Source organism: Aurantimonas manganoxydans SI85-9A1 (genome assembly GCF_000153465.1).
In the GTDB taxonomy this organism is placed as follows: Bacteria; Pseudomonadota; Alphaproteobacteria; order Rhizobiales; family Rhizobiaceae; genus Aurantimonas; species Aurantimonas manganoxydans.
Window position 1 is genome coordinate 523646 of record NZ_CH672387.1, and the last position, 26484, is coordinate 550129.

Annotated in this window: 16 protein-coding genes; 11 read left to right on the forward strand and 5 right to left on the reverse strand. The window is 68.6% G+C overall.

Annotation, left to right across the window (positions count from 1 at the left end; genetic code table 11):
- Positions 1 to 103 precede the first annotated feature (103 nt).
- Positions 104 to 6379 carry a translocation/assembly module TamB domain-containing protein gene (locus SI859A1_RS02660; protein ID WP_009208326.1) on the reverse strand — a complete coding sequence of 2092 codons (6276 nt, stop codon included), beginning with the start codon at positions 6377 to 6379 and terminating at the stop codon, positions 104 to 106.
- Positions 6379 to 8280, reverse strand: a complete 1902-nt coding sequence (locus tag SI859A1_RS02665; RefSeq protein WP_148233923.1) for an autotransporter assembly complex protein TamA — start codon at positions 8278 to 8280, stop codon at positions 6379 to 6381. Before SI859A1_RS02665 ends, SI859A1_RS02660 begins: the two co-directional genes overlap by 1 nt.
- 560 nt (positions 8281 to 8840) lie before the next feature.
- Here SI859A1_RS02665 and SI859A1_RS02670 point away from each other — a divergent pair.
- The 5 genes from SI859A1_RS02670 (at position 8841) to SI859A1_RS02690 (ending at position 15734) form a co-directional block, all read left to right on the forward strand.
- The gene (locus SI859A1_RS02670; protein WP_040325100.1) at positions 8841 to 9329 is read left to right on the forward strand and encodes a (2Fe-2S)-binding protein; all 489 of its coding nucleotides are present in this window, start codon (positions 8841 to 8843) and stop codon (positions 9327 to 9329) included.
- A gap of 94 nt (positions 9330 to 9423) precedes the next feature.
- Positions 9424 to 11769, forward strand: coding sequence for a xanthine dehydrogenase family protein molybdopterin-binding subunit (locus tag SI859A1_RS02675; protein WP_009208329.1), 2346 nt, complete (start codon positions 9424 to 9426; stop codon positions 11767 to 11769).
- Positions 11770 to 11905: 136 nt separating this feature from the next.
- Positions 11906 to 12712: an FAD binding domain-containing protein gene (locus tag SI859A1_RS02680; protein WP_009208330.1), complete on the forward strand. Its 807-nt coding sequence runs from the start codon at positions 11906 to 11908 to the stop codon at positions 12710 to 12712.
- A 208-nt stretch (positions 12713 to 12920) separates the two neighbouring features.
- Positions 12921 to 14165, forward strand: a complete 1245-nt coding sequence (locus SI859A1_RS02685; RefSeq protein ID WP_040325101.1) for a putative DNA modification/repair radical SAM protein — start codon at positions 12921 to 12923, stop codon at positions 14163 to 14165.
- A 105-nt stretch (positions 14166 to 14270) separates the two neighbouring features.
- A complete protein-coding gene (locus SI859A1_RS02690; RefSeq protein WP_009208332.1) occupies positions 14271 to 15734 on the forward strand; it encodes a UdgX family uracil-DNA binding protein in 1464 nt (487 codons plus the stop codon).
- Here SI859A1_RS02690 and SI859A1_RS21900 read toward each other — a convergent pair whose 3' ends face one another.
- The 3 genes from SI859A1_RS21900 to SI859A1_RS02700 are packed head-to-tail and all read right to left on the reverse strand — an operon-like array spanning position 15735 to position 18320.
- On the reverse strand, positions 15735 to 15887 hold the full coding sequence (locus SI859A1_RS21900; RefSeq protein WP_085931383.1) for a DUF2474 domain-containing protein: 153 nt from the start codon (positions 15885 to 15887) through the stop codon (positions 15735 to 15737).
- Complete coding sequence (cydB, locus tag SI859A1_RS02695) at positions 15884 to 16885, reverse strand: cytochrome d ubiquinol oxidase subunit II (RefSeq protein WP_009208333.1); 1002 nt, start codon at positions 16883 to 16885, stop codon at positions 15884 to 15886. The genes SI859A1_RS21900 and cydB overlap by 4 nt, the downstream gene beginning before the upstream one ends.
- Positions 16886 to 16898: 13 nt before the next feature.
- The gene (locus tag SI859A1_RS02700) at positions 16899 to 18320 is read right to left on the reverse strand and encodes a cytochrome ubiquinol oxidase subunit I (protein WP_009208334.1); all 1422 of its coding nucleotides are present in this window, start codon (positions 18318 to 18320) and stop codon (positions 16899 to 16901) included.
- Between the two features lie 219 nt (positions 18321 to 18539).
- On the opposite strand from SI859A1_RS02700, the gene SI859A1_RS02705 reads away from it, so the two are divergent.
- The 6 genes from SI859A1_RS02705 to SI859A1_RS02730 all read left to right on the forward strand — a co-directional run bounded on the left by SI859A1_RS02705 (position 18540) and on the right by SI859A1_RS02730 (position 26484).
- Positions 18540 to 19856, forward strand: coding sequence for a glycerate kinase type-2 family protein (locus SI859A1_RS02705; RefSeq protein ID WP_050767414.1), 1317 nt, complete (start codon positions 18540 to 18542; stop codon positions 19854 to 19856).
- Positions 19853 to 20536 carry a D-lyxose/D-mannose family sugar isomerase gene (locus tag SI859A1_RS02710; RefSeq protein WP_009208336.1) on the forward strand — a complete coding sequence of 228 codons (684 nt, stop codon included), beginning with the start codon at positions 19853 to 19855 and terminating at the stop codon, positions 20534 to 20536. Before SI859A1_RS02705 ends, SI859A1_RS02710 begins: the two co-directional genes overlap by 4 nt.
- A 197-nt stretch (positions 20537 to 20733) precedes the next feature.
- On the forward strand, positions 20734 to 22293 hold the full coding sequence (locus SI859A1_RS02715; RefSeq protein ID WP_009208337.1) for an ATP-binding protein: 1560 nt from the start codon (positions 20734 to 20736) through the stop codon (positions 22291 to 22293).
- A 206-nt stretch (positions 22294 to 22499) separates the two neighbouring features.
- Positions 22500 to 23777: a glycosyltransferase gene (locus tag SI859A1_RS02720; protein WP_009208338.1), complete on the forward strand. Its 1278-nt coding sequence runs from the start codon at positions 22500 to 22502 to the stop codon at positions 23775 to 23777.
- 11 nt (positions 23778 to 23788) lie between these two features.
- Entirely contained in the window at positions 23789 to 24973 is a 1185-nt protein-coding gene (crtY, locus tag SI859A1_RS02725; RefSeq protein ID WP_009208339.1) for a lycopene beta-cyclase CrtY, read from the forward strand.
- The gene (locus tag SI859A1_RS02730; protein WP_009208340.1) at positions 24970 to 26484 is read left to right on the forward strand and encodes a phytoene desaturase; all 1515 of its coding nucleotides are present in this window, start codon (positions 24970 to 24972) and stop codon (positions 26482 to 26484) included. Before crtY ends, SI859A1_RS02730 begins: the two co-directional genes overlap by 4 nt.

The window sequence follows — 26484 nt, forward strand, 5'->3', positions numbered from 1 at the left end:
CTGGGTCCCCAACGGGCCGGCGGCGAGAAAGGTTCATCCGGGAATGTCGTTGCGAGATGCCCGGCGGTGACGACACTGCGTCACCGCGGCTCAAGTCGGAAGTCTAGAACTCGCCTTCGTAGAAGACGCCGACCTCACCGCCACCGGAGGAGGTCACCGCGCCGCGGGCGCTGAGACCCGCGCCGAGATCGAGGTCGATGGTCACCCGGCCGCTCGTGTCGACGCCGACATAGGTGTTCTCGTTCAGATACTTGCCGACACCGACCGCGGTGGTGCCGTCGGCGGCGGTGCGGATGTCGAGATCGTCGACGCCAAGCTGCGAGCGCAGATTCTCCAGAAGGCCGCTGCTGCCACCGACGCCGGCCAGCGAGGCCGCGGCCTCGGCGAGCTGGGCGATCTGCAGCGGCGACAGGTCGGAGGTGCCCTGGCCGAAGATCAGTCGCGCCAGCACCTCGTCCTGGGGCAGGGTCGGTTCGGAGGAGAAGTTGAAGCTCGGATCGTCGGCCGGACCGGTGACGGTGATGAACACGGTGGCGTCGCCGGCGGTGGAGCGTGCCACGAGGTCGAGATAGGGCGTCAGGCCGCCGGTGAAGCTCAGCCGGCCGCGATCGAAGTCCAGACGCTTGCCGAGGATCGAGAAGCGGCCGCGCTGCAGGTCGAAGCCGCCGACGACATTCGGGAAGGCAGCCGAGCCGGTGATGGTGATCCGGCCGCCGAGTTCCACGTCGAGGCCGCGGCCGCGCACGAACACCCGGTTCGGCGCGTTGAAGGTCAGGTCGAGATCGATGCCGCCGCCGCTGTTGCCGCCATCGGCGCGCTCAGGCGAGATCTCGCGCTGCTGCTCGTAGACCGCGGGGGCGGCGTTGCGATGGGTCACGTCGATGCGGGCAAGCGAACTCGGCAGGTTCTCCGGCACGAGGACGTTGATCTCCTCGGCATTGATGGTGCCGGCCAGACGCGGCGTGCCGGTCAGCGGCCCGGTGATGGTCAGTTCGGCATCAAGCCTGGCAGTGACGAGTTCGCCCTTGTTGTAGCGGCCGTCATCGAGCCGGATCGTGATGTCGGCCGGGAAGCCGCCGTCGAGACCGACCGTGCCGGACACGTCGAGCGTGCCACCGGCGGAGAGACTGGCGTCGAAGGCGCGGATCGTCGCAGTGCGTCCGTCCAGCGAGATGGTCGTCGAGATGTCGTTGAGGGCGAGATTGGCGCCGGTGTCGATGAAGCGCGCGCCGGTGGTCGAGACCGTGCCGACGACCGCGGGCTGGGACACGGGGCCGGTCACGCGGGCATCGACGAGGACGGTGCCCTGCACCGAGCGGCCGCCTTCGGCCAGGATGCGGTTGGCAAGCGACAGCGGTGCCGAGCCGTTCAGCGACAGGTCGAGCTGCGGCCCGCCGGCAAGGTTCACCGAACCGTTGGCGCTGAAGTCGAGGCCGTCGCCGGTCAGGCTGGTGTCGGTGGTGACCACCTGGTCAGCGAAGCGGCCGCTGGTGGTGACCGCCAGGGCGCCGACACCGGCGGCGCGGGTCTGCTGGATCGACACGCCGCTGGCATTGATGTCGTAGGTGACCGATGGATTGGACGGGGCGCCGGTGGCGCGGACCGTGCCGTTGATGGTGCCCTGCGGGGCGATGCCCGCCGCCGCCGCGCTGGCGATCGAGGCGGGCAGGGCGCTGATCTCGGCGGTGATGTCGAGGGCGTCGGCGCCGGCCGAACCGGTGACGGTGATGGCGCCGCCGCCAACATCGATGCGGGCGTTGCCGAGGTTCAGCGTGCCGCCGGCATAGCGGCCTTCGGCCACGGCCTGCAGCGCCGGCGCGCCGGCGGCGCGGCTCTGGGCAACGGAGACGTCGGAGGCGGTGATGTCGAAGCTGGCGTCGGGATCGGTGAGCGATCCGGTGGCCGACGCCGAGCCGGAGACGGTGCCGCGGGCGCCGAGGCCGTCGACGAAGCCGTTGGCGAGCCCGACGGGCAAGGCGTCGATGGCGACATCAATGGCGAGCCGCTCGCCGACCGTGCCGGTGGCCCGAAGCGAGCCGTCGCCGACGGTGACGTCGGCGCGTTCGATCGTGGCTGTCCCATCGGCGTAGGAGCCGGCGGCGTCGAGGACGAGGGGTGCGACGCCGGACTGGGCGATCTGCCGCGTGGTGATGCCGCTACCGGAAAGATCGAAGCGGGCCTGTGGATCGGACAGGGAGCCCGTGGCCGTGGCCGAACCGGTGATCGTGCCCTCCGCGCCGAGGCCGTCGACGAAACCATTGGCAAGGCCGACCGGCAGGGCGTCGATGGCAAGGCGGAGGTCGAGCTGTTCGCCGACGGTGCCGGTGGCCTTCAGCGAGCCGTCGCCGACGGTCAGGTCGGCGCGCTCGATGGTGGCAGTACCGTTCGCATAGGCGCCGGCGGCATCGAGGGCGAAGGGCGCGACGCCGGACTGGGCGATCTGGCGCGTCGTGATGCCGGAGCCAGTGAGGTCGAAGCGGGCCTGCGGGTCGGCGAGCGAACCGGTGGCGGTCGCGGTGCCGGAAATCGTGCCCTCGGCGCCGAGATCGGGAGCGATGCCATTGGCGAGGCCGACCGGGATGGCGTTGACGGCGACGCGCAGGTCGAGGGTCTCGCCGATTGTGCCCTCGGCGGTCAGCGAGCCGTCACCGACGGCGATCTCGGCTTCGGAGAGGGTCAGCGTGCCGTCGGCATAGCGGCCGGCGGCGTCCACCGTCAGCGGGTCGATGCCGCTCTCGGCGATGGCGTCGGCGGTGATGCCCGAGCCGGTCAGGTCGAAGCTGGCGGTCGGATTGTCGAGCGTGCCGGTGGCGGTGCCCTTGCCGGAGACCGTGCCACGGGCAGCCAGGCCATCGACGAAGCCGTTGGCGAGACCGACCGGCAGGTTGGTCATGGTCACGTCGAGGTCGAGATTCTGGCCGACGCGACCAGTGGCGACAAGCGAACCGTCGCCGACATTGATGACGGCAGTTTCCAGCGCAGCGGTGGCGTCGGCGTAGGTGCCGGTGAGGCGCAGGGCCAGCGGCGCAACGCCGGAGCGGGCGATCTGCTGCGTGGTGATGCCGGTGCCCGAGACGTCGAAGACGGCTTGCGGGTCGATGGTCGAACCCGACGCCGAGGCGGTGCCGGACAGGGTGCCACTGGCGTCGAGGCCGGGGACGAAACCGTTGACCAGGCCGACCGGCAGGCGGCGCATGGCCAGTTCGATGTCGAGCTCTTCGCCGATTGTGCCGGAGGCGCTCAGCGAGCCGTCGCCGACGATCAGTTCGGCGCGGTCGAGGGTCGCGGTGCCGTCGGCATAGGCGCCGGCGACATCGAGGGTCAGCGGATCGATGCCGGCCGCGGCGATCTCCTCGGCGGTGATGCCGGTGCCGGACAGGGCGAAGGTCGCTTGCGGATCGCTGCGCGGGCCGGTGGCGGTCGCCGTGCCGGTCAGCGTGCCTTCTGCGTCGAGCCCGTCGACGAAGCCGTTGGCCAGCGCCACCGGGACGGAATCCATCGCGACTTCGATGTCGAGCTGGTCGCCGATCGTGCCGGACGCGTCGAGCGAGCCGTCGCCGAGATCGAGCCGTGCGGTCTGCAGGGTCAGGGTGCCGCCGGCATAGCTGCCGGTGAGGTTCGCCTGGATCGCCGGCACGCTGGCAGCGCGCGAACTGGCGACGGCGAGGTCGGTGCCGAGAATGGCAAAGGTCGCAGCCGGATCGTTTGCCGCGCCGGAGACGGTGGCGGTGCCGCCGATGGTGCCGGCAGCGGCGAGGCCCGGCACGAAGGGATTGGCCGCGGCGGCCGGCACGTCGGTCAGGCGCAGCGCGAGGTCGAGGGTTTCGCCGGCGCTGCCGTCGAGGGAAAGGTCGCCTTCTCCGACGTCGACGCGGATGCCGGAAAGGGTCGTCACACCGCCCTCGATCCGCACGATGGCCTCTTCGGCGAGGCGGATCGCAGCGTCCTCGATGTCGGCGGTCAAGCGGGTCAGGCGGACCAGCGTCGTGTCGGGCTCGAACAGCACATTGCCGGCCAGCGCGAAGGGCACGGCGTTGACCTTCGCCTCGGCGACGAGATCGGTGCCCTGTTCGTCCTCGCGCAGCGCCACCTCGAGGTCGCTGACGGCGATGCCGGGCGCCGCGATGGCGCGGGCGGTGACGGTGCCGGTCGGGCGCGGAATGCCGAGATAGTCCTTCACGGACAGGTCGATGCGGGCGCCGTCGAGCGTGTTGCCGGCAACGGAAAGGCGCTCGCCGGTGAGGTCGATGGCGGCGACGGGCATGCCGTCGTTCTCGACGGTGAGGTCGACTTGCCCGACCACGTCGCCGGAGGCGTCGAGGCTGCCGAGCGCGGCCAGCGGGCCAATGTCGCTGACATCGATGGCGAGGGTGCCGACCGGCGCGAAGGCGTCGGTCAGGCGCAGATCGCCGGTGATGCTGTTGGGACCCTGGCGGATGGCGAGGTCGGTGATCCGGCGGTCGCCATTGTCCAGCGTCTCGACGGTGGCGTTGCCCGACAAGGGCTGGCCGTCGAGCGTGCCGGTGATGGCGACGCTGCCCGAGGGCGATGCCGGGTTGAGCGTGCCGCGGGCCTCGACCTTGAGGTCGGCGAGTTCGCGGCCATTGATCGACAGGCCGTTGCCGGAGACCTGCAGATCGACGTCGGGTTTTTCGGCGGGGCCGGAGGCGGTCAAACTGAATGTCGCCGCACCGGCCAGCGCGCCGCTGACGGAACCCGCCTCCTTGAGCGAACCGGAAATATCGGCGGAGACCGTGTCGTCGGTGAGGGCGGCGGTGCCGTCGATCGTCAGGCCATCCCCGCGCACGGTCAGCGCCTCGGCGCTCAACGCGCCGTCCGGGGTGCGCGCGAAGCGGCCGCCGACGGCGAGTTCCTCGCCGGCCAATGGCACCACGGCGGCCGAAAGGGCACTGGTCTGGAAGCGCGACTGCACGTCGAGGGCGAAGGTCGAGAAGTTCAGCGCGGCCTGACCTTCGAGCTGCAGATTGGCGACGTCGGTCACCGCCTCGCTCGGCCGGAAGGTCAACCCCGTGTCGGTCAGGTTGCCGGCAAGCGCGATCTTCACCGGGCCGTTCAGGAAGCGCTGCTGGATGCCGTCGGGCGCGGCGACGGACTGGGCCTCCAGATTGGCGTCGAAGGCGCCCTTGAAGCCGGTGAGGTCGAAGCCGGCGCTGACGATCTTCGCGCTGATCCCCTGCGCCTGATATTCGCCCGAACCGGCGCGCGGCAGGCGCAGCGTCAGGTCGAGCGCGGCGGCGGACAGGGCGCCCTTCAGCGTGCCGTCGATGCCGGCCAGCTCGATCGCCGTCTCGCCCGGCACCTCGCCGAACACGAAGGGGATCGGATCGCCGTCGCGGGAGGCGATTGTCACATTCAGGTCGTTGGCGGTGCCGGAAAGGTCCAGCGTTCCGCCGGCCCGCGCCGAGAGCGCGTCGGAGGAGAGGACCGCCTGCTCGATGGCGTAGGTGCCGTCGTCGCGGATCACCATCTGCAGGTCGAGCGCGGTGCCGCCGGCGACGTAGCGCTGGAACTGTTCGGGCACGAAGCGTTCGGCGGCAATGTTGAGCGAAGCCGAGACGCGCAGGCCGGCATCGACGTCGTCGGCGCGGGCGGTGAGGGTGGCCGCGGTTTCTGCGCCGACCTCCAGCGAGCCGTTGGCCATGAAGGCCGAAAGCGGCCCGGAGCCGTTGATGGTCAGGTCGACGGCCGGGCGGTCGGGAATCTCAAGCAGCGTCGCGACGAGACCGCCGGCCGGCTCGCTGGCCTTGACGTCGATCTTCAGCTGGTTCTGCGCCGGCGCATAGCCGATCTCCAAGGCGATCTGACCGGGCTGGTCGAGCCGCTCGATGTCGGCCTTCACGTTCAGATCGGTCGGATCGGCGGCGAGCTGCAGGCTGGCATTCGCCCGCAGACGGGCGCGGGTTCCGGCGATCGCCTCGCCGAGGACGAATTCGTCGATCGCCAGGCGGCGGATGTCGGCGGTGATCGAGGGCAGCGAAAAGCCGCCGGATTCCTCGTCGGGCGCGGCTTCCGGCTGGCCGGTCGGCAGGCGTTCCAGAACGATGCTGCCGGCGGTGAGCGCATCGATCGAGACGTTGGAGCGAACGAGAGACAGCGGCGACCAGTCCATGGCGAGGTCGCTGGCGGTCAGGAAGACGCCCTGCGGATCGGAGACGGTGACGTTCTCGATGCGGATGTCGCCGCTCAGCGCGCCCGACAGGCCCTCGATCTTCACCTGCATGGTGTCGGTCGAGACGAGGTTCTCGATCTGTGTCGCGAGGAATTGCTGGGCCTGCGCCGGGCGGCTAGGGGCGAGCGCCACGAGGCCACCCAGGACGAGGGTCGCCACGATCTGCAGGAGGCGTCCGGCACGTATCATCAGAAGGCCTGTCCGATTCCGGCGTAGAACTGGAAGCTGGCGTCGCGCGGGCCCGGATCGAGCGGCACCGCGACGTCGACGCGGATCGGCCCGAAGCTGGTCAGGTAGCGCAGGCCGACGCCGGCGCCGAGCTTGAATTCGTTGAAGTCGGGCACGAGGTCGTCCGACACCGTGCCGCCGTCGACAAAAGGCACGATCTGGATTTTGTCGGTCACCGCGACGCGGGCTTCGAGCGATGCCTCGAACAGCGACAGGCCGCCGGTCGGCGTGTCGGTGAAGTCGGGATTAAAGCCGCTGCCGGCGGGAACGCTGGACGGATAATAGGGGCCGATCGACTGGAATTCGTAGCCGCGGACCGAGCCGCCGCCGCCGGCAAAGAAGCGCCGGTCGTTGGGCACTTCGCCAAGATCGGCGCCGAAGATGGTGCCGTAGCCGACGCGGCCGGCGAGAACGAGCTTGTCGTCCTGGGTCAGCGACAGGTAGCTCGACGCATCGACGCGCGTCTTCACGAAGGCGGCGCCGTCGTCGACATTGTAGGTCGGCTCGGCAAAGGCCTTGGCGAAGATGCCCTCGGTGGGGTTCAGCTCGTTGTCGCGGCTGTCGAAGGTATAAGTGACCGGCACCGAGGCGAGGAGATAGTCCCGCTCGCCGAGGAAGTCGCCGATGGTCTCGTATTCGCCGCGCACCGTGGCGCTCAGCTTCTGCTGCTCGTCGATCTTGTATTCGACGCCGCTGGTGACGGCGACGAATTCGCGGTCATAGGCCAGCGGCTGCTGCCGGCCGGCCTCGATCGAGCCGATATAGACCGAATCGGGACCCAGCACGCCGGGCTTCTTGAACACGAGCGAGGTGGCATAGTCCGGGCCGCTGATCTCGCGGGCCTCGTCGCTGATGACGGTGGCGCCGATGCGCGAGATCGAGGCGTCGAGGCGGATCGATTCGGCCCGGCCGAAGAGATTGCGATAGCCGACATAACCGGAGGCGCCGGCGCCCTCGGTGTTGGAATAGGTGGCGCCGAGGCCGTAGAAGCCGAATTTGCGCTCGGCCACCTCGACCTGCACCGGCAGGGTCCCGTCGGCGGCCTGGGCCGCGCCGGGCTTCACCGTCACGCTGGAGAACACGCCGAGTTCGACGAGGCGCTTGCGGGCCGCGGCCAGTTCGTCGGGCGAGAAGACCTCGCCAGCCTTCACCCCGGCCATGTAGGCGACGAAGCCGGGATCGACATCGGTGGTGCCGTCCACCCAGGTCTCGCCGAAGGGGACGACATCGCCGGGCGACACGTCGAGGGAATAGTCCAGCTCGTCGGTCGCGGCGTCCGCCACGGTCTCGCGGCCGGTGACGGCGACGAAGGGGCGGCCCTGGTTGCGCAGATCGCGCAGGAGCTTCGCCTCGCCTTCGAGGACATCGACGGAGTTCGCCGAGCCGCCGCGCACCAGGCCGTATTCGGCCGGATCGACGGGCAGGCCGCCGGTGGAGATCGCCACGCGGCCGAGTTCGTAGACCGGGCCGGGCGTCACGCGGATCGTGACCGGCACGGGGCGCGAGGTGTCGAATTTCGTGTCCGGCGGCAGGTCGGCGAGGTTGCGGCCCTCGATGAAGATGTCGACGAGGCCGTCATAGCGGGCGTTCTCGTAGAGCGTCGCGACGAGGCGCTTGCGGTCGGTCTTCGCCTTGGCGATCAGGCCGAGCGAGCCGGAGACCGGATCGCTGGCATCGGAGACCAGGACCGAGGCATCGTTCAACGCGGTCTCGATGTCGCCGTCGGCGGTCACGCCCGGCGCGAGCGACAGGGATGCCGTGTAGGAGATCGGGTTGATGATGTCGGTGGCGGCGTCGGTCTCGTCCTCGAAGAACTTGAATCCGAAGATCTCGAAGGCCGCGGCGCGGTGCGGAGCCGCCATCACGAGCACCGCCGCGAGGGCAGCGTGTGCAAGCATGTGGCTGGTGTGGAACCGATACCGCAAAGACGCCAGTTTCCCGTTGACCGCATTGACCGTTGGAGCGGCACCCGAAGCTGGCTTCACGATGTCCAGTGACGGCGCGCGGAAGGCTGCCGCGACCCCTCCTTGGGCTGGCGGCCAGCATGCTGGGATTTGATGAAATAACAACCTACTGGCGGGGATATTTCGTCCAGTGACGTTAACGTGTAGCTGATTTCCGCCCGTCCCGTGCCGCCGGGGACACACCTGTCGGAGCGACATTGCGACGCTTGGCCGCGAGGTCGGGGGGCGGATGATTTGAACGGCAGGCGGCGGCCTCTCCGCGCCGGTGGTTCCGGCTGCAACCAGACCCGCGCCGGCGACGCCGTACCATGGAACGATTCTGAAAAGCGCTTGAAGCGATCCCCGTCAAAGGGCAAGCTCGCGCCGGAGCCGCGGCGTGGGTAGTCGACGCCGCGCAGACATCCGCCCGTTCGGCAGCGATGCGGGACGATGCGATCAGACCCCCGGGGAGGATATCGATGAGTGACGTGACGATCACGGTGAACGGTCGGGAGATGAAGGGCGCGGTCGAAGACCGCACGCTGCTCGTCACCTTCCTGCGCGAAAATCTCGGCCTGACCGGCACCCATGTCGGCTGCGACACGTCGCAGTGCGGGGCCTGCGTGGTCCATGTGGACGGCAAGGCCGTGAAGTCCTGCACCATGCTGGCCGTCCAGGCCTCGGGCGCCTCGGTGACGACGATCGAGGGCTTGGCCGACGGCGCCGAGCTGCATCCGGTGCAGGCGGCTTTCCGCGAGCATCACGGACTGCAGTGCGGCTTCTGCACCCCGGGCATGATCATGACGGCGGTCGACCTGATCCGCCAGCACGGCAGCGCGCTGGACGAGAAGGCGGTGCGCGACGGCCTGGAGGGCAATATCTGCCGCTGCACCGGCTACCACAACATCGTCAAGGCAATCCTGGCCGCCGCCGGCGCATCGCAGCCGCAGCAGGTCGCGGCCGAATAGGGAGGCAGGGCGGCCTTCGGGTCGCCACCGATCAGGGCGGCCGCAGCGATCCCGATGGTGATCCCGGCCCCCAGCGAAAATTGGGAGGTTTTCTATGGGTATCGAAGGCATCGGCGCAAAGGTTCTGCGCAAGGAGGATCGCCGGTTCATCACCGGGCGTGGCCGCTATGTCGACGACATGGTCGTGCCGGGCATGAAATACGCGGCGTTCGTGCGCTCCCCCCATGCCCATGCGACGATCGCCGGGATCGACATGGAGGAGGCCAAGGGAATGCCGGGCGTCATCGGCATCCTGACCGGCGAGCAGTTGCAGGGCGACGGCATTGGCAATCTGATCTGCGGCTGGGCCGTGTCCTCCAAGGACGGCACGCCGATGAAGATGGGCGCCTGGCCGGCGCTGGCGGTGGAGAAGGTCCGCCATGTGGGCCAGGCCGTCGCGGTGGTCGTCGCCGAAACCCAGATGCAGGCGCGCGACGCGGCCGAAGCGGTGATGGTCGATTATGACGAGCTGCCGGCCGTGGTCAGCGCCGTCGAGGCGCTGAAGGATGGCGCGCCGCAACTCCATCCGGAAGCCGAGAACAACCTGATCTTCGACTGGGAGCTGGGCGACAAGGGCGCGACCGACGCGGCCTTCACCAATGCCGCGCACGTCACCAGGCTGCATATCGTCAACAACCGGCTGGTGCCGAACCCGATGGAGCCGCGCGCGGCACTCGGCCATTACGACGCCGCCGACGATCACTACACCTGCTGGACCACCTCGCAGAACCCGCATGTCGCCCGGCTGGTGATGAGCGCCTTCTACAACGTCGCGCCGGAGCACAAGCTGCGGGTGATCGCGCCGGATGTGGGCGGCGGCTTCGGCTCGAAGATCTACATCTATCCCGAAGAGATCGTCTGCCTGTGGGCGTCCAAGCGCACCGGCGTCCCGGTGAAATGGACGTCCGACCGCACCGAGGCGTTCCTGACCGACGCCCATGGCCGCGACCACGTGACCGAAGTCGAGATGGCGCTGGACGCCGACAACAAGATCCTCGGCCTCAAGGTCGACACGGTGGCCAATCTGGGCGCCTACATGTCGTTGTTCTCGTCGGCGACCCCGACCTATCTCTACGCGACGCTCCTGTCGGGCCAGTACGACATCCCGGCGATCCACGCCAATGTCAGGGCGGTCTACACCAACACCGTGCCGGTGGACGCCTATCGCGGCGCCGGCCGGCCCGAAGCGACCTACGTCATCGAGCGGACCATGGAGACGGCGGCGCGCGAGCTCGGCGTCTCGCCGGCGGAACTGCGCCGCAAGAACTTCATCCGCTCCTTCCCGCACCAGACGCCGGTCATCATGGCCTATGACGCCGGCGATTTCGACGCGACGCTGGATGCCGGCATGCAGGCGGCGGACGTCGCCGGCTTCGAGGCCCGCCGGGCCGAGGCCCAGTCCCGCGGCAAGCTGCGCGGCCTCGGCATGAGCTGCTACATCGAGGCCTGCGGCATCGCGCCGTCCAAGGCGGTGGGCTCGCTCGGCGCCGGCGTCGGCCTGTGGGAATCGGCCGAGGTCCGGGTCAATCCGGTCGGCACGATCGAGATCCTCACCGGCTCGCACAGCCACGGCCAGGGTCACGAGACGACCTTCGCCCAGCTCGTCGCCGAGCGTTTCGGCCTGCCGGTCGACAACGTCCAGGTGATCCATGGCGACACCGACAAGGTGCAGTTCGGCATGGGCACCTACGGCTCGCGCTCCGGCGCGGTCGGCATGTCGGCGATCCACAAGGCGCTCGACAAGGTCGAGGCCAAGGCCAAGAAGATCGCCGCGCATCTGCTGGAAGCCGACGAGGGCGACATCGTCATCGAGAATGGCGAGGTGAAGGTCGCGGGCACCGACAAGTCGCTCGGCTGGCACGAGGTCTGTCTCGGCGCCTACACCGGCCACAATCTGCCGGACGGCATGGAGCCGGGCCTGAAGGAAGGCGCGTTCTACGATCCGACCAACTTCACCTTCCCGGCCGGCTGCTACATCTGCGAGGTCGAGGTGGATCCGGAGACCGGCACCACCCAGATCGTGCAGTTCGTCGCCGCCGACGATTTCGGCCGGGTGATCAACCCGATGATCGTCGAGGGGCAGGTGCATGGCGGCCTCGCCCAGGGCATCGGCCAGGCACTCCTGGAAGGCGCCCATTACGACGAGACCGGCCAGCTCGTGACCGCGTCCTACATGGACTACGCCATGCCGCGGGCCTGGGACCTGCCGATGTTCGACGTGTCGACCAACGAGACGCTCTGCCCCGGCAATCCGCTCGGCATGAAGGGCTGCGGCGAGGCGGGGGCGATCGGTTCGCCGCCGGCCGTCATCAACGCCATCACCGACGCCATCGGCAACAACGACCTGACCATGCCGGCGACGCCGCAGAAAGTGTGGCGCGCCATCCACGCCGTCACCTGACGGCGGCCTGATCGTCCGGCGGCCACAGACCGGCCGCCGGCAGCGTTCCGGGACCTCTGGTCCCATCGAGACAGCCGCGCCGCGCGGCCCGCGCCTGAACAGGACAGGCGCGACCCGGCGCCAAGGGAGACCTGAGATGTACGAGACCACCTATCATCGCCCCTCGACCCTCGACGAGGCCGTCCGGCTGGTCGGCGACAGCGGCGGGGAGGGCAAGTTCCTTTCCGGCGGCATGACGCTGATCCCCACCATGAAGCAGCGTCTTGCCGCGCCGACGGCGCTGGTCGATCTGCGCCATGTCGCCGAGCTCAAGGGCATCAGCGTCGAGGGCCGCTCGATCCGCATCGGCGGCGGCACGACCCATGCCGAGATCGCCGCCCATGAGGGCATCAAGTCGACCTGTCCGGGCTTTGCCTCGCTGGCCGGATTGATCGGCGACATCGCCGTGCGCCACATGGGCACGATCGGCGGCTCGGTCGCCAATTACGATCCGGCCGCCGATTATCCGGCTGCCCTGAAGGCGATGGGCGCCACGATCCATACGTCGAAGCGCGAGATGCCGGCGGACTCGTTCTTCGTCAGCCTGTTCGAGACGGCGCTGGAAGAGGACGAGATCGTGACCGCGGTGTCCTTCGAGGCGCCGGACCAGTGCGGCTACGAGAAATTCCGCAACCCGGCCTCGCGCTACGCCATGTGCGGCGTCTTCGTCGCCAAGCGGGGCGATGGCGTGAAGGTCGGCGTCACCGGCGCGGGCTCGAACGGCACGTTCCGCTGGGAAGCCGCCGAGCAGGCGCTGTCGGCGAATTTCGACGGCTCCGCCATCGAGGGGCTGTCGGTCGATCCGAGCGACATGCTGGCCGATCTGCACGGCTCGTCGGATTATCGCGCCAACCTCGTCAAGGTCGTCACCAAGCGCGCGGTCGCCAAGGCGCAGTCGCACTAGGCTTCGGCAAGGCTTTCATGCTGCGACGGCCGGGTTTCAGCCCGGCCGTTTTCGTTTGTGGCCTCCCGCGGGATGGAGCCCCGCATCTGGCGCAGTCCGAAGCGCCTGGGCGATCAAATGGCCGCGGCGACCACCTGCGACAGCCTGTAGCAGGGCAATCCGGCCGCGACCGCTCGCAGGAACATTCCGAGAACCCTATACAGGTGGGATGGCCAAGACCACGCTCATCGACAAGCTGGCGATCCTTTCGGACGCCGCCAAATACGACGCCTCCTGCGCGTCCAGCGGCTCGACCCGCCGCGACTCGGCAAAGTCCGGCGGCATCGGCTCGACCGAGGGCTCGGGCATCTGCCATGCCTACGCCCCGGACGGGCGCTGCATCTCGCTGCTCAAGATCCTGATGACGAATTTCTGCGTCTATGACTGCGTCTATTGCGTCAATCGCTCGTCGTCGAACGTGCCGCGGGCGCGCTTTTCGGTGCAGGAGGTCGTCGACCTGACGATGTCCTTCTACCGGCGCAACTACATCGAGGGGCTGTTTCTCTCCTCCGGCATCATCCGCAGCTCCGACTACACGATGGAGGAGATGGTGCGGATCGCCCGCAAGCTGCGGCTGGAAGAGAATTTCCGCGGCTACATCCATCTGAAGACGATCCCCGACGCCGCGCCGGCGCTGATCGAGGAGGCGGGGCTGTTCGCCGATCGCCTGTCGATCAACATCGAACTGCCGACCGACGTGACGCTGGAAGCCTTCGCGCCGGAAAAGAACCCGCGCGACATCCGCCGGTCGATGGGGCATCTGCGCGCCAAGATCGAGGAGCACAAGGGCGAGAAACGCGACCGGGCCAAGCCGAAGCGCTTTACGCCCGGCGGCCAGTCGACCCAGATGATCATCGGCGCCGACGGATCAAGCGACGACGCGATCCTCGGCCGGTCGGAGAATCTCTACGGCAATTATCACCTGAAGCGGGTCTATTACTCGGCCTTCTCGCCGATCCCCGACGCGTCGAGCCGGTTGCCGCTCTCCAAGCCGCCGCTGATGCGCGAGCACCGGCTCTACCAGGCCGACTGGCTGATGCGTTTCTACGGCTTCGACCGCGGCGAGATCGTCGCGGGCGGCGACGGCGGCATGCTGGATCTGGCAATCGACCCGAAGCTTGCCTGGGCACTGAAGCATCGCGAGCGGTTTCCCGTCAACGTCAACCGCGCCGACCGCGAGATGCTGTTGCGGGTGCCGGGCCTTGGTACGCGGGCGGTGAACCGCATCCTGTCGACGCGGCGGCATCGCAGCCTGCGCCTCGACGACGTGGCGCGGCTCTGCCAGTCGGTGGACAAGGTGCGGCCGTTCATCGAGGCGCTCGACTGGTCGCCGGGGGCGGCGACGGACAGCGCCGGCCTGCGCGAACGCTTCGTGCCGAAGGTGCAGCGGACGGCCCAGCTCGAACTGTTCTGAGCGCCGGGCTCATGCTGGTCGCCGGCCGTCGAGCTGCGGGGTCTCGGCGGGAACCGGCGCACCGCCATGCAGGTTCTACTCCGTCCCGCTGGCGAGCCCGATCCCATGTATGTTGCGCGTCTTTCCTTCTCCGCCGATTTCGACGCGTGGCGCCAGGCGGCGCGTACGGCGCTGGCGCTCGGCGTGCCGCCGGAGGAGATGAGCTTCACGGTCGGTGACGAAACCGCCGGCCTGTTCGCCGAGCCGCTGCCGCCGGCACCCGCCGAAGCGCCGCAGCCGACGGTGCCCAAAGCGTTTCCCGAACTGGCAGCCAAGCTGGTCTGCCACGCCGATGCCGACCGCTTCGTCTTCGCCTATCGCCTGCTGTGGCGCCTGCAGCGGGAAAAGAAGCTGCTGGAGATCGCGTCGGACCCGGACATCCTGCGCGCCACCGAGATGGAAAAGGCAGTCCGCCGCGACAGCCACAAGATGAAGGCCTTCGTCCGCTTTCGGGAGATCGAGGACGACGAAGGCCGCCGCCACTACGTCGCCTGGTTCGAGCCGTTCCACCATATCGTCGAACACACTGCGCCGTTCTTCGCCCGGCGCTTTGCCGGGATGGTCTGGACCATCCTGACGCCGGAGCGCAGCGCGCATTGGGACGGAAGCGAACTGACCTTGCTGCCCGGCGCTACCAGGGACATGCGGCCGGAGGGCGACGACATGGAAGCCCTGTGGCTCACCTACTACGCCTCGATCTTCAACCCGGCGCGGCTGAAGGTGAACGCCATGCGCGCCGAGATGCCGAAGAAATACTGGGCGAACATGCCTGAGACGGCGCTGATCAAGCCGCTGATCGCCGGTGCCGAGGCGGCCTCGCGGCGGATGATCGAGACTGCGCCGACCCTGCCGAGCCTGCGGCACGAACGCCAGAAGGAGCGTGACATGGCACGAGAGCCCGATCTGATGGCGCGGACGTCGGACGCGCGCCCGACATCGATCGCTGCCGCGCGCGAGGCGGCCAGCCATTGCCGCGCCTGCCCGCTCTGGGAGCCGGCGACCCAGACCGTGTTCGGGCGCGGCCCGGAAGATGCGCCGGTCATCTTCGTCGGCGAGCAGCCGGGCGACCAGGAGGACATTGCTGGCGAGCCCTTCATCGGGCCGGCGGGCAAGGTGTTCGACGCGGCGCTGGGCGAGGCGGGGATCGACCGCAGCCGCGCCTATGTCACCAATGCGGTGAAGCACTTCAAGTTCGCGCCGCGCGGCAAGCGGCGCATCCACGCCAAGCCGAATGGCGGCGAGGTGCGGGCTTGCCGCTGGTGGCTGGATATCGAGCGCGAGCTGATCCGACCCAAGCTGATCGTGGCGCTCGGCGCGACGGCGGCGTCGGCCGTCCTCGGCAAGACGGTGACGATCCGGGACGCGCGGTCGACGCTGATCGATCTCGACGAGGGGACGCGGGCGCTGGTAACCGTGCACCCGTCCTATATCCTGCGGCTGCCCGACAAGGTGACGCAGGACCGCGAGCGCCGCGCCTTCCATGCGGACATGGCGCTGGTGCTCCAGACCGTGCCGGAACTGGCAGTCTGATCAGCCGATCAGGACGAGACGGATGCCGTAGCCGATCGTGGCGACGGCGGCGACGCCGCCGAGCCATAAGAGCGCGAACCAGCCGAGCCGGCTTTTCAGGCTACCCGGAGCCTCGTCCCTGGTCGCCGGGCGGTCGCCGTGCCGCGCCGTCAATGGTGATACCCCTCGCCCTCGCGGACCTTGCCGCGGAAGACCCAGTAGGAATAGGCGGTGTAGGCGAGGATCAGCGGGATCAGCACCGATGCGCCGACCAGCAGGAACATCAGCGAGGAATCCGGTGCTGCCGCTTCCCAGATGGTGACGTGCGGCGGGATGATGTCGGGATAGAAGGTGATCCCCAGCCCCGCGAAGGACAGGACGAAGATCGCCAGCGCCGACAGGAACGGCCGGATTTCCTTGCCGGTCGCCAGCGACTGGAACAGGCTGAAGGTGGCGAGTGCGACAAGGATCGGCACCGGCGCCACATAGAAGATCTGCGGGAAGGTGAACCAGCGCAGATAGAACTCGTCCTCCATGAACGGCATCCACAGACTGACCACGCCGATCAGGACCATGGTGCCGATCGCCGAGATCCAGGCGTAGCGGCGGGCAATGTCATGCAGTTCGCCCTCGGTCTTCATGACCAGCCAGGTGGCGCCCAGAAGCGCGTAGCCAACCACGACGGCAACGCCGGTCATCAGCGAGAAGGGCGTCATCCAGTCGAACCAGCCGCCGGCATAGGCGCGCCCCTCGATGTCGATGCCCTGCACCAGCGTGCCGAGGGCGATGCCCTGGCTGAAGGCGGCGACGATCGAGCCGACGAAGAACGACACGTCCCACATCCAGCGGCCGCGCACGGTCTTGAAGCGGAACTCGAAGGCCACACCCCGGAAGATCAGTGCCAGAAGCATGGCGATAAGCGGCGCGTAGATCGCCGGCATGATGATCGCGTAGGCCAGCGGGAAGACCGCGAACAGGCCGCCGCCGCCCAGCACCAGCCAGGTTTCGTTGCCGTCCCAGATCGGCGCCACCGTGTTCATGGCGGTGTCGCGGTTCTCGTGCCGGCCCAGCAGCGGGAACAGGATGCCGGTGCCCAGATCGAAGCCGTCGAGAATGACATAGGCAATCACCGCGAAGGCGATGATGAAGGCCCAGAGTACAGCGAGATCCATCTGCGTCGGCCTCCTATTCCGCCGGTTCGGGTTCGTTGCGGCCTTCCAGGGAGAAGGCAGGCGTGATGCCGGCCGAGCGCGTCGGATGATGATCCGGCGTGTCGTCCTCTGCCGGACTGGGCAACTTCGACATCAGGCGCATGATGTAGAATGTTCCGGCGCCGAACAGCACGAAATACACCACGATGAAGGCCACCAGCGAGGTGCCCACCGCTTCGGCGGCAATCGGCGAATGGCTCTCGAAGGTGCGCAGCAGGCCGAAGACCGTGAAAGGCTGACGCCCCATCTCGGTGGTGACCCAGCCGCAGATCACCGCGACGAAGCCCATCGGTCCCATGGCGATCATGGCGCGCTGCAGCCAGGGCGAATCGTAGAGCGAACCGCGGTAGCGCTTGAACAGCGACCACAGGCCGATGCCGAGCATGGCGAAGCCGATGCCGACCATCACCCGGAAGGTCCAGAAGATCACCGTCGAGTTCGGCCAGTCCTCGCGCGGGAAGGCGTTGAGGCCCTGCACCTCGCCGTCGAGCGAATGGGTGAGGATCAGCGAGCCGAGATAGGGCACGTTGACGGCGTAGTCGGTCCGGCCTTCCTCCATGTTCGGGATGCCGAACAGGGTAAGCGGCATCGGGCCTTCGCTGTTGGTCTCGAAATGGCCCTCGATCGCGGCGATCTTGGCAGGCTGGTGTTCCAGCGTGTTGGTGCCGTGCAGGTCGCCGGCGACGATCTGGATCGGCGCGACGATGGTCGCCATCCACAGCGCCATCGAGAACATCGTGCGGGCGCTCTGGTTGGTGCGGTCGCGCAGCAGATGGAACGCGCCCACCGCGCCGACGATGAAGGCCGTGGTGAGGTAGGCGGCCAGCACCATGTGCAGGAGCCGGTACGGGAACGACGGGTTGAAGATGATCGCCCACCAGTCCTCCGGCACGAACTGGCCGGCGGCGTTGTAGCCGAAGCCTGCCGGCGTCTGCATCCAGGAGTTCACCGAGAGGATCCAGAAGGCCGAGAACAGCGTGCCGATGGCGACGACCACCGTGGCGGCGAAGTGCAGCTTGTCGCCGACGCGCTTGCGGCCGAACAGCATGATGCCGAGGAAGCCGGCCTCCAGGAAGAAGGCGGACAGCACCTCGTAACCCATCATGGGTCCGAGGATCGGCCCGGTCTTGTCGGAGAAGACCGACCAGTTGGTGCCGAACTGGTAGCTCATCACGATGCCGGAGACGACGCCCATGCCGAAGCTCAGGGCGAAGATCTTGATCCAGTAGTTGAAGGTCTCGATGTAGACCGACCGCCCGGTCGCCAGCCACAGGCCTTCGAGGACCGCAAGGAACGAGGCGAGGCCGATGGTGAAGGCCGGAAATATGATGTGAAACGAGATGGTGAAGGCGAACTGGAAGCGGGCGAGGGTGACCGGGTCGAAACCTTCGAACATGGCTGTGCCTTCAACATTTATCTGGCGCGTGGATGCACCCAAGATGGACGCTGCGACAAGGTCAGAGTAGGCCTCTGCGACCATTTTGCCAGCGTATGGGCGCAAGGCCGCCCGGCTTTTTCCGCGCGCCGTGACCCGATCTCGATCGCCACTCGGGCGGTTTCCCCCTGCGGTTCTTCTGGTATGGATGCCACCGGGACGATGCGGGGAGGGGATTGCATGAACATGACGGGATGGTCGGGGGACCTGACGGAGATCTTCGAGGCGGCTGTCGCCGCGGCGCATCCGGCGAGCATTCTCGCCGCGCATCTGCCGCCGCCGCCGCCGGGGCGCATCGTCATGCTCGCCGCCGGCAAGGCCGCCGCTTCGATGGCCGCCGCCGCAGTCGCCCACTACACGCAGACGCATGACGTGCCGGCCGACCGGCTCACCGGCATCGCGGTCACCCGCGACGGCTATGCGCTCGACGCCGGGCCGATCCCGGTGGTCGAGGCCGGGCACCCGCTACCCAACGCGCACGGGCTGGCGGCGACGGCGAAGGTCGTCGCGCTGGCCGAAGCGGCCGGGCCGGACGACCTCGTGCTGGCGCTGATCTCCGGCGGTGGCTCGGCCAACTGGCTGCTGCCGGCGGACGGCATTTCGCTCGCCGACAAGCAGGCCGTGACGAAGGCGATGCTGCGCAGCGGCGCCGGCATCGGCGAGATCAATTGCGTGCGCAAGCATCTGTCGCAGATCAAGGGCGGACGCCTCGCCCATGCCTGTGGCGAGGCGCGGCTGATCACCCTGGCGATCTCCGACGTGCCCGGCGACGATCCGAGCGTCATCGCCTCCGGGCCCACCGTGCCGGACGCAACGACACTCGCCGATGCGCGGGCGATCATCGCCAAGCGCGGCATCGACCTGCCGGCTTCCTGCCGCGCCGCGCTGGACGATCCGGCCAACGAGACGCCGAAGCCGGGCAACCCGGTCTTCGAGCACGCCGAATACAAGATCGTGGGGACCCCTGCCGCCTCGCTCGACGCCGCCGCGAAGGTGGCCGAGCGGCTCGGCTACAAGGTGGTCAGCTTCGGCGCCGACGTCGAGGGCGAGGCGCGCGACGTGGCGGCCGAACATGCCCGCATCGCGCTGGAGGCCGTTGAGGCCGGCGACCGGGTCGCGATCCTGTCGGGCGGCGAACTGACGGTGACGATCCGCGGCGAAGGCCGCGGCGGGCCGAACCAGGAATATGCCCTGGCGCTGGCGCTGGCGCTGGGCGCCCATCCCGGCATCGCGGCGCTGTCCGGCGACACCGACGGCACCGATGGCGGGACCGGCCTTGCCAGCGATCCGGCCGGCGCCTTCGTCCTGCCGGACACGCTGGCCAAGGCGGCGGCCGCCGGGCTCGACGCCGAGGCGGCACTGGCGGCGAACGATTCGACCAGCTTCTTCGAGGCCATCGGCGGCCTGTTCGTGCCGGGCCCGACCCACACCAATGTCAACGACTGCCGGATCATCCTCGTCGATCCGACGGCAAGCTCCGAAGGGAGGCCAGCATGAAGCGTTCCCGCGTCAACGAGATCCTCAGGGAAGCGGATTCCTACATCCGCTCCTTCGGCTACGTCATGCCGCCCTTCGCCTATCTCTCCCCGAACGAGATGAAGGCGCGGCGCGCCGACCTGTCGACCATCGTGGAGCGCCGGCTCGGCTGGGACGTGACCGATTACGGCAAGGACGATTTCGACCGGATGGGGCTGTTCCTGTTCACCACGCGCAACGGCGACGCGGCGGATCTGAAGGCCGGCGGCGGCATGCTCTATGCCGAGAAGATCATGATCTCCCGCCACGACCAGTATTCGCCGATGCACCGGCACATCGTCAAAGCCGAGGACATCATCAACCGCGGCGGCGCCAAGCTGGCAATCCAGATGCACGAAAGCGCGCCCGACGGCTCCGTCGACGAGAGCGCCGAGGTCACCGTCGTCACCGACGGGATCACCCGGCGGCTGCCGGCCGGCGGCGTCCTGATGCTGGAGCCCGGCGAGAGCGTGACGCTGCTGCCCGGCAACTGGCACGCCTTCTGGGGCGAAGGCGGCGACGTCCTGATCGGCGAGGTCTCCACCGTCAACGACGATCTCACCGACAATGTCTTCCGTGAGCCGCTCGGCCGGTTTTCCGAGATCGAGGAGGACGAGGACCCGATGCTGCTGCTCGTCTCCGACTACGACACATGGCTCTGAGCCTGCCACGGCTTCGCTGAAGCCTGCTTCGGCGCGGGACGCCGCCCCGCAGTCGCGCCTTCCTGTGGACAGGTCGTCGCCGTCTCGACTCTCGCCGGGGCGGGCGTGATAGGTTCCGGCCACGTCCCCTCGACGACCGGACCGCGCCGCCAAGGCGGGCGGTCGTTCACGACATCGCCAGCACCGAAAGGCCTGCAATGACCGTTGCCGTCGATCTCGGCACGACCCAAACCGGCGAACCGGCGGAGCTCGATCTGGAGGAGCTGCTGTCGACGCGCCTGCTCGTCCAGGGCAATTCGGGCTCGGGCAAGTCGCATCTTCTGCGCCGTCTCCTGGAGCGCAGCGCGGACTGGGTGCAGCAGGCGGTGATCGATCCGGAAGGCGACTTCGTGTCGCTGGCCGAGCGCTACGGCCATGTGGTCGTCGACGCCAATCGCACGCCGGCCGAGCTGACCCGCATCGCGCGGCGCATCCGCGAGCATCGCGCTTCGGTGGTGCTCGATCTGGAAGGGCTCGACGCCGAGGTGCAGATGATGTGCTCGGCGGCCTTCCTGAACGGCCTGTTCGATGCCGACCGGGCGCACTGGTTCCCGATGCTGATCGCCGTCGACGAGGCGCATCTCTTCGCGCCGGCCATGTCCGGAGAGCATTCGGAAGAGGCCCGTCGCGCCTCGCTGGGCGCGATGACCAACCTGATGTGCCGCGGTCGCAAGCGCGGCCTGGCCGGGGTCATCGCCACCCAGCGCCTGGCCAAACTCGCCAAGAACGTCGCCGCCGAGGCGTCGAACTTCCTGATGGGCCGGACCTTCCTCGACATCGACATGCAGCGCGCCGCCGACCTGCTCGGCATGGACCGGCGCGCCGCCGAACGTTTCCGCGACCTGGAGACCGGCAATTTCGTCGCGCTCGGACCGGCATTGTCGCGGCGGCCGATGCCGATCCGCATCGGTCCCGTCGAGACAGCGGGTCGCAGTGGGCGGCCGTCGCTGATGCCGCTGCCGGAGACGCCACGCGAGGCGATGGAAGACCTGATCTTCACCGCGACGGAAGAGGACAAGGCGGCCGAGCGCCGCGCCATCGAGCGCCCGCAATCCAACGCCGCCCCGCGCATCGAGGGCGCCGCCGCGGCGATCGCCACGCGTGAGCTTCTGGAGCGAGTGGCCGCTGCTCCGTCCGTCTCCGAGCGGCACGAGCCGATCGACGACGATCCGCGCTCGCCGGAAGAGCGCGCCGCCGCCGTCGATGCGATCTTCGCGGAAATGCTGCAGGACCCGGACGCGGCCTTCCGGCCGGTGCCGGTGCTCTACCAGGACTTCCTCACCCATTGCCGGCTGAAGCGTCTGCGCGGTGCCGAGACCGACATGGCAGCCTTCCGCCGGCGCCTGTCGCTGGCACGGGCCGGTGTCTCCTGCGAGACCGACGACGAGGAATGGCAGGGCGTCGTCGACCGGGCCGCCGACCTGCCCGAGGAGATGCAGGGCGTCTTCATGATGCTGGCGCGCGCGGCCCGCGACGAGGCCGAATGCCCCGAGGATGCGGCGCTGGCTCGTGCCTATGGCAGCCATTCGCCGTCGCGCGGCCGGTTCCTGTTGTCCTTCATGGCCGAGCGGGGGCTGATTACTGCCGAAGCCGATTTCCGCGGCAACCGTGTCGTCGGCATCACCGGCACCGACTGGCGGACCAAGCTGCCGCAGGTCAAGCTGGATGCGGCCGACGAGGCGCGGGCCCGGCGGGCGGCACGGCTGGCACGCGGCTGACGCCGGGACGGCCGTGCTCGCCTTGATACGCCGAGCCGCGGCCCAGCGATCGTCACGCTGGGACCGGACGTCGCAGGATGGCTTCGCGCAGAAACGTGGTAGCAGGCGGGGCAGCCGATCCTGTGGCGTCGGTGCTTGGCCCGGTTCCTGAGACGTCGCCGCATGTCTTTCGCCATTCACGCTGAACCGGACGCAATTTCGCCGCCATGGCTCATTTCGCGCTGATCTGTCCGCCCTATTACAGCCATCTGCAGGTCTTCGCGGTGCTCGGCGCGGAACTGGTCCGGCGCGGACACCAGGCGAGCTTCGTCGTCAATGGCGGGGCGGGCGAGCTGCTCGCGGCTAAGGCGCCGGAGGGCATCGCGATCCACGAGGCCGGGGCGGGCGGCCCGGGTCGCCTGGAGCGGATCATCGCCCGAGCGGCCCGGCCGAGCGGGCCGCTCGGCATCCTGCGCACGGTTTCCGACGCGGCCGGCCTGTCCGACCAGCTCTGCCGCTTCGCCCCGGACATCCTGCACAGGATCGGCGCGACGGCCATCCTCGGCGACCAGATGGAGCCGGCGGCCGGGCTTCTCGCCCGGTATCTCGGCCTGCCGTTCGTTTCGGTCGCCGCCGCCCTGCCGGTGCATGCCGATCCCGCCGTGCCGCTGCCTTTCCTGCCCTGGCCGTATGACCCGAGCGAGAAGGGCCTGAAACGCAATCGCGGCGGCGAACGCGTTGCCAACCTCCTGATGACCGCGCAGGGCCGCATGATTGCTGGCTGGGCGGAGCGGTTCGGTCTTGGGCCGCACGCCGGGCATGCCGATTGCCTGTCTTCGCTGGCGCAGATCTCGCAGCTCGTGCCAAGCTTCGACTTCCCGCGTCCTGCCGCCCCGCACCACCACGCCGTGGGACCGATCCGCCCGCCATCGGAAAGCGCGCCGGACCTGCCCGCCGAGCTTCAGGCGCGGCTCGACCCGGCGCGGCCGCTGGTCTTCGCCTCGCTCGGCACGCTGCAGGGCCACCGCGCCGGCATCTTTCGCGCCGTGGCCGCCGCCTGCCGCGAACTCGGCGCGCAATGCGTCGTCGCCCATTGCGGCCGGCTGGATGAGCGCCAGGCAGCGGGCATCGGCGCCGATATCGTCACCGACTTCGTGCCGCAGCGGGCGATGCTGTCGCGTGCCGCGGTCTGCGTGACCCATGCCGGCATGAACACGGTGCTGGATTCGCTGGAAGCCGGCGTGCCGATGCTGGCCCTGCCGATCGCCTTCGACCAGCCGGGGATCGGAGCGCGGATCGTTCATCACGGCGTCGGCGAGCGGCTGCCCCGCGTCCTTCTGTCCCGCGCGAAACTGCGCAATTCGCTTGAGCGGCTGCTGGCGGAGCCTAGATTCCGCAACGCGGCGCAGCGGATCGGCCAGGACATCCGCATGTCCGGCGGCACGCGGCGCGCCGCCGACATCATCGAGGATGCGGTGACCGGCAAACCGGCCGTCACCGGGTAGGAAGGCAAGGCATGAACGGCGTCGAGCGCCACGACAGACCGATCGACGTGGCGTTCGTGGGCGGCGGCCTGGCCAACGGCCTTGCCGCGTACCGACTGGCGCGCGCGCGTCCGGAGCTGTCGATCCGCGTTTTCGAGGCTGGCGAGGCCGTCGGCGGCAACCACACATGGTCGTTTCACGCCGGCGACCTCAGCGCTGCCGAACACGACTGGCTGGCGCCCTTCGTCCGCTATCGCTGGGATGCCTACGACGTGCGCTTTCCCCAGCGCCGACGTCAGATCGCGACCGGCTATCGCAGCGTGTCCTCCGAGCAGTTCCGGGCGGTGATCGACGCCGCGCTCGGTGACCGGATCGAGAGGCACGCACCGGTGCGGGCGGTTACGCCGACGACGCTGACGCTTGAGGACGGGCGGGAGCTTGCCGCTGTTTGCGTGATCGACGGCCGCGGCCATGCCCCGAGCCCGCATCTGATGCTCGGCTTCCAGAAATTCCTCGGCCAGGAAATCGAATTGGCCGCGCCGCATGGTCTGTCGCGGCCGATCATCATGGACGCGACGGTGGCGCAGGAGGACGGCTATCGCTTCGTCTACGTGCTGCCGCTGACCGCGACGACGCTGCTCGTCGAGGACACCTATTACGCCGACGGCCCGGCACTGTCCGAGGAGCGCCTGCGCACGACCATCGCGGATTATCTCGCGACCCATGGCTGGACGGCGAAAGCGGTGCTGCGCGAGGAACGCGGCGTCCTGCCGATCGCGCTCGACGGCGACATCGAGGCGTTCTGGGCGGACAGGCGCGGCGTGCCCGCGACCGGCCTTGCGGCGGCGCTGTTTCATCCGACCACCGGCTATTCGCTGCCCGACGCGGTGCGCCTTGCCGACCGGCTCGCGGGCCTCACCGACCTGTCGGCCGGCGCGGTCTTTGCCGCGACGCGGGCGCATTCGGTGGCGGCGTGGCGGGAGCGGGGCTTCTTTCGCCTGCTCAACCGGCTCCTGTTCTTCGCCGGTGTCCCGTCGAAGCGCTACGAGATCCTGCAGCATTTCCACCGGCTGCCCGACACGCTGATCGGCCGGTTCTACGCGGCGCAGCTCTCACGGCTGGACATGGTCCGCATCATGACGGGGCGGCCGCCCGTGCCCGTCGGCAACGCATTGAAGGTGCTGGCACGGCACCGCCTCACAGGGGAGCTGGCATGAGCGCTACGATGAACGGCGCGGGAGCGGGCGAGCGCACGGCTATCGTCATCGGCTCCGGCTTCGGCGGGCTGGCGCTGGCCATTCGCCTGCAGGCGTCCGGCATCCAGACGACGCTTCTGGAGAAGCGCGACAAGCCGGGCGGCCGCGCCTATGTCTACGAGGATCAGGGATTTATCTTCGATGCCGGACCGACGGTGATCACCGATCCCTCGGCGCTCGAAGAGCTGTTCACGGCCGCCGGCCGGACGATGGCCGACTATGTCGAGCTCCTGCCGGTAAAGCCCTTCTACCGGCTGTGCTGGGAAGACGGCTACAGCTTCGACTATGCCAACGACCAGGACGAGCTGGATCGCCAGATCCATGCCAAGAATCCGGCCGATATCGAAGGCTATCGCCAGTTCCTGGCGTATTCCCGGGAGGTATTCCGCGAGGGCTACGAGAAGCTCGGCACGGTGCCGTTCCTGAGCTTCCGCGACATGGTCAAGGCCGGGCCGCAGCTGGCAAAGCTGCAGGCGTGGCGCAGCGTCTATTCCAAGGTGGCGCAATATATCGAGGACGAGCAGCTTCGGCAGGCCTTCTCCTTCCACTCGCTGCTCGTCGGCGGCAATCCCTTCGCCACCTCCTCGATCTACGCGCTGATCCATGCGCTGGAGCGCGAATGGGGCGTCTGGTTTCCGCGCGGCGGTACCGGTGCGCTGGTCCGCGGCCTCGTCAGGCTGTTCGAGGATATGGGCGGCCGGGTCGAACTGTCCGCCGAGGCGGCGCAGATCGAGGTGGTGGGCGACAGGGCGAAGGCCGTGGTGCTAAAGGACGGCCGCCGCTTCGAGGCCGACCGCATCGCCTCCAATGCCGACATCGTCCACACCTACGGCACGCTGATGGCGGGCACCCGGCGCGGCGAGAAGGAGGCCAAGCGCCTCAAGGCGCGGCGCTTCTCCATGTCGCTCTTCGTGATCTATTTCGGCCTGAAGCGTCACCGGCCGGAACTGCAGCATCACACGGTCTGCTTCGGGCCGCGCTACCGGCCGCTGATCGACGAGATCTTCAAGGGCGGGGAACTGCCCGGCGATTTCTCGCTCTACCTGCACAGCCCCTGCGCCACCGATCCCTCGCTGGCCCCGGAGGGCGCGGGCAGCTATTATGTCCTCGCCCCGGTTCCGCATCTCGGCAATACCGACATCGACTGGGAGATCGAGGGTCCGAAATATCGGGACCGCATCCTCGACTATCTCGAAGAACGCTACATTCCCGATCTCAGGGCCGACCTCGTGACCAGCCGCATCTTCACGCCATTCGATTTCCGCGACGAGCTGAATGCCCATGTCGGCTCGGCCTTCTCGCTCGATCCGGTGCTGACCCAGAGCGCCTGGTTCCGGCCGCACAATCGCGATGCCGACATCCCCAATCTCTATTTTGTCGGCGCGGGCACCCATCCGGGGGCCGGCGTGCCGGGCGTCGTCGGGTCCGCCAAGGCGACGGCCGGGCTGATGATCGCCGACTCGAGAGCCTGA

Coding starts and splice junctions, on each gene's coding strand:
- SI859A1_RS02710 (WP_009208336.1), top strand. CDS start 19,853: ATGAAGCGTTCCCGCGTCAACGAGATCCTCAGGGAAGCGGATTCCTAC.
- cydB (WP_009208333.1), bottom strand. CDS start 16,885: ATGGATCTCGCTGTACTCTGGGCCTTCATCATCGCCTTCGCGGTGATT.
- SI859A1_RS02665 (WP_148233923.1), bottom strand. CDS start 8,280: ATGGCGGCTCCGCACCGCGCCGCGGCCTTCGAGATCTTCGGATTCAAG.
- SI859A1_RS02720 (WP_009208338.1), top strand. CDS start 22,500: ATGGCTCATTTCGCGCTGATCTGTCCGCCCTATTACAGCCATCTGCAG.
- crtY (WP_009208339.1), top strand. CDS start 23,789: ATGAACGGCGTCGAGCGCCACGACAGACCGATCGACGTGGCGTTCGTG.
- SI859A1_RS02715 (WP_009208337.1), top strand. CDS start 20,734: ATGACCGTTGCCGTCGATCTCGGCACGACCCAAACCGGCGAACCGGCG.
- SI859A1_RS02660 (WP_009208326.1), bottom strand. CDS start 6,379: ATGATACGTGCCGGACGCCTCCTGCAGATCGTGGCGACCCTCGTCCTG.
- SI859A1_RS02700 (WP_009208334.1), bottom strand. CDS start 18,320: ATGTTCGAAGGTTTCGACCCGGTCACCCTCGCCCGCTTCCAGTTCGCC.
- SI859A1_RS02730 (WP_009208340.1), top strand. CDS start 24,970: ATGAGCGCTACGATGAACGGCGCGGGAGCGGGCGAGCGCACGGCTATC.
- SI859A1_RS02670 (WP_040325100.1), top strand. CDS start 8,841: ATGAGTGACGTGACGATCACGGTGAACGGTCGGGAGATGAAGGGCGCG.
- SI859A1_RS02685 (WP_040325101.1), top strand. CDS start 12,921: ATGGCCAAGACCACGCTCATCGACAAGCTGGCGATCCTTTCGGACGCC.
- SI859A1_RS02690 (WP_009208332.1), top strand. CDS start 14,271: ATGTATGTTGCGCGTCTTTCCTTCTCCGCCGATTTCGACGCGTGGCGC.
- SI859A1_RS02680 (WP_009208330.1), top strand. CDS start 11,906: ATGTACGAGACCACCTATCATCGCCCCTCGACCCTCGACGAGGCCGTC.
- SI859A1_RS02705 (WP_050767414.1), top strand. CDS start 18,540: ATGAACATGACGGGATGGTCGGGGGACCTGACGGAGATCTTCGAGGCG.
- SI859A1_RS02675 (WP_009208329.1), top strand. CDS start 9,424: ATGGGTATCGAAGGCATCGGCGCAAAGGTTCTGCGCAAGGAGGATCGC.